This window comes from Nocardia amamiensis NBRC 102102, from assembly GCF_001612745.1.
GTDB lineage: Bacteria > Actinomycetota > Actinomycetes > Mycobacteriales > Mycobacteriaceae > Nocardia > Nocardia amamiensis.
In genome coordinates, this window is sequence record NZ_BDBA01000034.1 from 1 (window position 1) to 6719 (window position 6719).

Below are 6719 nucleotides of genomic sequence, written 5' to 3' on the forward strand. Positions count from 1 at the left end.
GGAGGCGGCAGCCGCCGCATCGGGCGCAGCGCGAGCGCCCGGCCCGGAAACAGGAGCCTGGGTATCCGCGGAAGGCGCCGCTCGGGTCGCATCGAGCACGCCCCGACCACCCGGCCCCGAGGGCTACCTGCCCTCCGAGGGCACCGGGCGAGCCGGACCAGCCAGCACGCCCGGGCAAGTCGATCGTTTCCGCGCACTAGACTGACCCCACGTGAGCGAGCGAACGATCAGCACAGCGCCCCAGGGCACGACGGAGCCGAGCACCAGCGAGGCGGAGTCGTGAGTATCGTCCCCAACGTCCTCGCCACCCGCTACGCCAGTCATGAGCTGGTGCACCTGTGGTCGCCGGAGCACAAGATCGTGCTCGAGCGGCGGCTGTGGCTCGAGGTGTTGCGCGCGCAGGCGGAGCTGGGCGTCGACGTGCCCGAGGGAGTCATCGCGGATTACGAGCGAGTGCTCGACGAGGTCGATCTCGCCTCGATCGCCGAACGCGAGCGGGTCACCCGGCACGATGTGAAGGCCCGCATCGAGGAATTCAACGCGCTGGCCGGACATGAGCACGTGCACAAGGGCATGACCAGCCGGGATCTCACCGAGAACGTCGAGCAGCTGCAGATCCGGCTGTCGCTCGAGCACGTGCACGCGCACGGTGTGGCGATCGCCGCGCGGCTGGCCGAGCGCGCCGCCGAGTATCAGACGCTGGTGATGGCCGGCCGCTCGCACAATGTCGCCGCGCAGGCCACCACGCTGGGCAAGCGCTTCGCGTCCGCCGCCGACGAACTGCTGATCGCGCTCACCAGGCTGCGCGAGCTGATCGACCGCTACCCGCTGCGCGGCATCAAAGGCCCGATGGGCACCGCGCAGGACATGCTCGACCTGCTCGGCGGCGACCCGGCCAAACTCGCCCGCCTGGAGCAGCAGGTGGCCAGGCATCTCGGTTTCGCGACCGTGTTCACCAGCGTCGGCCAGGTCTATCCGCGCTCGCTGGACCACGACGTGCTCTCCGCGCTGGTGCAGGTCGGCGCAGGCCCGTCCTCGTTCGCGCACACCATCCGGTTGATGGCCGGGCACGAGCTGGTCACCGAGGGCTTCCAGCCCGGGCAGGTGGGCAGCTCGGCGATGCCGCACAAGATGAACACCCGCTCCTGCGAACGGGTCAACGGCCTGCAGGTGGTGCTGCGCGGTTACGCCTCGATGGCGGCCGAACTGGCGGGCGCGCAGTGGAACGAGGGCGACGTGTTCTGCTCGGTGGTCCGCCGCGTCGCGCTGCCGGACGCATTCTTCGCCATCGACGGGATGATGGAGACCTTCCTCACCGTCTTGGCCGAATTCGGCGCCTACCCGGCCGTCGTCGCCCGCGAACTGGACCGCTACCTGCCTTTCCTGGCCACCACCCGGATCCTGATGGCCGCGGTCCGCGCCGGGGTCGGCCGCGAGACCGCACACGAGGCCATCAAGGAGCACGCCGTGGCGGTAGCCCTGGCGATGCGGGAACAGGGCCGTGAACCCGACCTCCTGGACCGGCTCGCCGCCGACGAGCGCCTCCCGCTCGATCGCGCCGCCCTCGCCGAGGCGCTGGCCGACAAGTCCGCTTTCATCGGCGCCGCCGAAGCCCAGGTCTCCGACGTCATCGGTCAGGTGCAGAAACTGGTCGACCGCTACCCGCACGCGGCCCGCTACACGCCGTCACCGATCTTGTAACCGCGGCGCTCCGAAACAGCCCGGCATTGCGCCAGCTAGCGCGAAACCCGGCTGCTCACCGTCCGGAGAGGAGCCGGGTCCACTTCTCCCGGCTACTGCCAGGAGCTGAGTGAACGGTATCTGAGGTCATGACCTGTGGCTATGGAATTGTGTTGCGGCTGAACGACGCATGAACACATAAGCTGCCGATCGTGAATCCGTACACGATTTTCGCCGATATCGCCGCCGGGCGGGCGCCGTCGAGCAAGGTCTACGAGGACGATGATGTGCTGGCGTTCATGGACATTCGGCCGATGACGCCAGGGCATCTGCTGGTGGTGCCGAAGGTGGCGGCGCGGAGTCTGGCGGAACTCGATCCGGTGCTCGGGGGGAAGCTGTTCCAGGTCGGGCAGCGGCTGGCCGCAGCGCTGCGGGCCAGTGAGGTGGGGTGTGACGGCGTGAATTTCTTTCTGGCCGACGGGGTGACCGCAGGGCAGGAAGTCTTTCACGTCCACCTGCACGTCATCCCGCGCACGCCGGGTGACGGGTTCGGGCTGCGTGGTCGCCCGACCAGCCCACAGCGGGCTGACCTGGACTACCTCGCAGCCTCGATTCGCGGCGCCCTCCGGGATCAGCCCGGCCTCTAGTCGCGGACCAGTTCGGCTGCAGTCCACCGGGGGTAGTCGCTGTATCCCTCGGCGGTTCGTCCGTACAGGGTCTCCTCGCGGATGGGAGCGAGCGGTAGGTCGTACCGGATGCGGTGGACGAGGTCGGGATTGGCGATGAACGACCTGCCGAACGACACCAGATCGGCGAGTCCGGATTGCAGCACCTGCTCCGCGCCCGCCGCGGTCGTCGGCTCCCTGTTTTCCCCGATATTGGCGATGAGCGTGCCGTGCCAGCGCGGCCGCAGGTCGCGCAGTGCGGGATAGCGGTCGTTGTCGATGAGGTGCAGGTAGGCAAGGTCGCGCTGATCGAGCTCGGCGACGAGCGCGCGGTAGAGCGGGGCCGGGTCCGCCTCGACCATGCCGAACTGCGGGTTGCCCGGCGACAGCCGGATCGCGGTGCGGCGGGAACCGATGGCATCGGCCACCGCGTCGACCACGGCCAGCGGCAGCCGCATGCGATTGTCGATCGAGCCGCCGAACTCGTCGTCGCGCAGATTGGTGTTGTCGGCGAGGAACTGGTGCACGAAATAGCTGTTGGCGCCGTGGATCTCGACTCCGTCGAAGCCCGCGTCCATGGCGTTGCGCGCGGCAGCGGCATGCTGCCGCACCGCCGCGGCGATCCCCGCGTGATCGAGTGCGGCGGGTGTGATCGGGTCGCCCTTGCCGCCGTCGATCAGGTGCACCCGGTCCTCGTCCAGCACGGCCGACGGTCCGGCGGGCCAGGAGCCGTCGATCCGCGCGAGCGGGTGGCCCTTTCGCCCGCCGTGCATCAACTGCGCGAAGATCCGCCCGCCGCGAGCGTGCACCGCGTCCGTGACCTGCCGCCACGCCTCGACATGCGCGGGCGTCTGCAATCCGGGCGCCCACGCCTCGCTCTGCCCGGTCGAGTGCGGCCAGATGCCCTCGCTGACGATCAGCCCTGCTGTGGCCCGTTGGGCGTAGTAGTCGGCGACGTCGCTGGTGGGTGAGCCGTCGGGTCGTGAGCGCAGCCGGGTCATCGGCGACATGACGATGCGGTTGGGCAGGTCGATCAGGTGGTTGCGGTATTCGGTCAGAAGCAGCATGGCTGTACCGTAAAACCTGACATCAATGTCAGGTCAAGGAGTGAAGGTGCGCATCGGTGAACTGGCCGAGCGGACCGGCGTGAGCGTCCGGTCGCTGCGGTACTACGAGACCAAGGGCCTGCTGGCCGCGGAGCGGACCTCCGGCGGACAGCGGGAATATCCGCAGACGGCGGTTGACCGGGTCCGGCGCATCCAGGAGATGTTCGCGGCGGGCCTGCACAGCGACACCATCGGCGAGCTGCTGCCGTGCATCCACGACGTGGACGGCACGCCGAACGTCCAGGCGACGCCGTTCCTGGTGGAGAAGCTCACCGAGGAACGCGCCAGGATCGATCAGGCCCTGCGCGACCTGCGCCGGACCAGCGAGGTGCTGGACGGCGTCATCCGAGCGGCGGGTGGCGCGGAGCCCGGACAGTAGGGTGGACGCCATGGCTCTCGACAGCGGAACGATCTCCGACTCCGGCAGCGGCGCTCCCGTCGTGGCGGCGCCGATCGCCAAGACGATCCCCACCGAGCGGGCGCACCACGGCGACGTGTTCGTCGACGAGTACGAGTGGCTGCGCGACAAAGAGAACCCCGACGTCATCGCCTACCTGGAGGCGGAGAACGCCTACACCGAGGCGCAGACCGCCCACCTGGACACGCTGCGCGAGACGATCTTCGACGAGATCAAGGCGCGCACCCAGGAGACCGACCTTTCGGTGCCGACCCGGTTGGGTGAGTACTGGTACTACTCGCGCAGCTTCGAAGGCAAGCAGTACGGCGTGCACTGCCGGTGCCCGATCGCCGCCGACGCGGCAGGCATCGACGCCTGGACGCCGCCGGTGCTCGACGCGCAGACCGAGGTCGCGGGCGAAGAGGTGCTGCTGGACAGCAACGAGCTGGCCGAGGGCCACGACTTCTTCGCGCTTGGCGCGTTCTCGATCAGCCATGACGGAACGCTGCTGGCCTACTCGGTGGACAACGTCGGCGACGAGCGCTACGTGCTGCGGTTCAAGGATCTGCGCACCGGTGAGCTGCTCGGCGACGAGATCGCGGGCACCGCGCCCGGCGCGACGTGGTCGCTCGATGGCAGCCACGTCTTCTATCAAACCGTCGACGAGTCGTGGCGGCCCGACACGGTGTGGCGGCACCGGCTCGGCAGCACCGATCCCGACGTCAAGGTCTTCCACGAGCCCGACGAGCGCTACTGGGTGAGCATCGGCGCGAGCCGCTCGGAGAAGTACCTCATGATCTGGGTCAGCTCGAAGATCACCAGCGAGGGCTGGGTGCTGGAGTCCGACGATCCCGAGGGCGAGTTCCGCGTCCTGCTGCCCCGCCGCGACGGCGTCGAGTACTCCGCCGAGCACGCGGTGGTCGGCGGCGCGGATCGCTTCCTGATCCTGCACAACGACGTGGTGGACGGGGTCAAGGCGGAGAACTTCGTGCTGGCCGAGGCGCCGGTGACGGATCCGACGAACCTGACCCAACTGATCGGTCATCGCGACGACGTACGGCTCGAGGACATCGACGCGTTCCGCGACCACTTGGTGCTCAGCTACCGGCGCGAGGCGCTCACCCGGGTGGCGGTGTGGCCGCTGACCGAGACGGGTTACGGCGAACAGCGGGAACTCGACTTCGACCTCGAGCTCTTCTCGGTCGGCGTCGGCTCCAACCCGGAGTGGGCGCAACCCAGCCTGCGCATCGGGCTGACCTCGTTCATCACGCCCATGCAGGTGTTCGACTACGTCCCGGCCACCGGTGAGCTGCTGCTGCGCAAGGAGCAGCCGGTACTCGGCGGCTACGACGCGAACGACTATGAACAGCACCGCGACTGGGCGGTTGCCGAGGACGGCACCCGGATTCCGATCTCGCTGGTCCGGAAGAAGAACGCGCCCGCCGGCGGGCCGAAACCGCTGCTGCTGTACGGCTACGGCTCCTATGAGGCGAGCATCGACCCGTCGTTCTCGGTCGCACGTCTTTCGCTGCTGGACCGCGGCATGGTCTTCGCGGTCGCGCACGTGCGCGGCGGCGGCGAGATGGGCAGGCTGTGGTACGAGCACGGGAAGACGCTGACCAAGAAGAACACCTTCACCGACTTCGTTTCCTGCGCGCGCCACCTCATCGATACCGGCGTCACCGCCGCGGACCGCATGATCGCGGACGGCGGCAGCGCGGGCGGCCTGCTGGTCGGCGCGGTGGCGAATCTGGCGCCGGAACTGTTCACGGGCATCCTGGCCAACGTTCCGTTCGTCGATCCGCTCACCTCCATCCTCGACCCGTCGCTCCCGCTGACCGTCATCGAGTGGGACGAGTGGGGCAACCCGCTGGCGGACAAGGACGTCTACGAGTACATGAAGTCCTACGCGCCGTACGAGAACGTCGAGGCCAAGGATTACCCGGCGATCCTGGCCATCACCAGCCTGAACGACACCCGGGTGCTCTACGTCGAACCGGCGAAGTGGATCGCCAAGCTGCGGGTCACCGCGACCGGCGACGCACCGCTGCTGCTCAAGACGGAGATGACCGCGGGCCACGGCGGAGTCAGCGGGCGCTACGAGAAGTGGCGGGAAGTGGCATTCGAACACGCCTGGGTGCTCGATACGGTCGGACTCGCCGACGCGTAGGCCGGTCGGGAAAGGCCGGTGCCATCGGGTGGCCGGACGGTAGCGGCGGCGCGCCGCCGCCGGGGTGCCCGCTCGGCACAGGCGTGACGGACTGTTCGCCGCCTGGTCATACGAGCTGCACGTCGAGGACATGTGCGGCTGGCACCGTGGGTTCATGAACGCTGAGCTGATCGTATCGATTTCCGGGATCAGGGACACCACCCGGGACGCGGCGATGGGGTTCGCCGAGGAGATGGATCGGCGCGGCGTTCCGGTCTCACTGCTGGTCGCACCGCGGCTGAAGGGCAGATACCGGCTGCTCGACGACGCCGCGACCCAAACGTGGCTGCGCGTTCGCCGGGCCCGTGGCGACGCCATCGTGCTGCACGGCTACGACCAGGCCGCCACCAAGCGGCGGCGCGCCGAGTTCGCCGCACTGCCCAAGCACGAGGCGCGGTTGCGGTTGACCGCCGCCGACCGGGTGCTGGAGCAGGTCGACCTGCGCACTCGGCTGTTCGCCGCTCCGCGCTGGAATGCCTCGGCGGGCGCGCTGGACGCGCTGCCGGAGGTGGGTTTCCGGCTCGCGCTCGGCCTCACGTCGATCATCGACCTGGAACGCAATATGGCGCAGAAGTCCCGGGTGTACGGCATCGGTGAGGGCTTCCGCGCGGAGCCGTGGTGGTGCCGCGCCCTGGTGATGGGCGCCGCCCGCACCGCCCGCC

General features: G+C 69.0%; 7 protein-coding genes. 6 read left to right on the forward strand and 1 reads right to left on the reverse strand.

The features are described 5' to 3' along the window. From NA4_RS42115 to NA4_RS09775, 3 genes are all read left to right on the forward strand, one after another. Positions 1-205 (forward strand): hypothetical protein (locus tag NA4_RS42115; protein ID WP_218022281.1); only part of this gene is annotated, 205 nt, incomplete at its 5' end. Positions 206-279: 74 nt separating this feature from the next. Further along, positions 280-1701 (forward strand): adenylosuccinate lyase, encoded by a 1422-nt coding sequence (gene purB, locus NA4_RS09770; RefSeq protein WP_067467396.1) that lies wholly within the window; start codon positions 280-282, stop codon positions 1699-1701. Positions 1702-1892: 191 nt separating this feature from the next. Beyond that, on the forward strand, positions 1893-2327 hold the full coding sequence (locus tag NA4_RS09775) for an HIT family protein (protein WP_067467399.1): 435 nt from the start codon (positions 1893-1895) through the stop codon (positions 2325-2327). On the opposite strand, the gene NA4_RS09780 is transcribed toward NA4_RS09775, so the two are convergent. After that, positions 2324-3412 (reverse strand): alkene reductase, encoded by a 1089-nt coding sequence (locus tag NA4_RS09780; protein WP_067467402.1) that lies wholly within the window; start codon positions 3410-3412, stop codon positions 2324-2326. The two genes, NA4_RS09775 and NA4_RS09780, sit on opposite strands and share 4 nt — an antisense overlap. Positions 3413-3458: 46 nt before the next feature. Here NA4_RS09780 and NA4_RS09785 point away from each other — a divergent pair, with 46 nt between their 5' ends. The 3 genes from NA4_RS09785 to NA4_RS09795 form a co-directional block, all read left to right on the forward strand. Next, positions 3459-3830, forward strand: coding sequence for a MerR family transcriptional regulator (locus NA4_RS09785; RefSeq protein WP_067467405.1), 372 nt, complete (start codon positions 3459-3461; stop codon positions 3828-3830). 10 nt (positions 3831-3840) lie between these two features. Then, a complete protein-coding gene (locus NA4_RS09790; RefSeq protein WP_067467408.1) occupies positions 3841-6018 on the forward strand; it encodes a S9 family peptidase in 2178 nt (725 codons plus the stop codon). A 154-nt stretch (positions 6019-6172) separates the two neighbouring features. After that, a partial coding sequence (locus NA4_RS09795; protein ID WP_067467411.1) for a DUF2334 domain-containing protein occupies positions 6173-6719 on the forward strand: 547 nt, incomplete at its 3' end.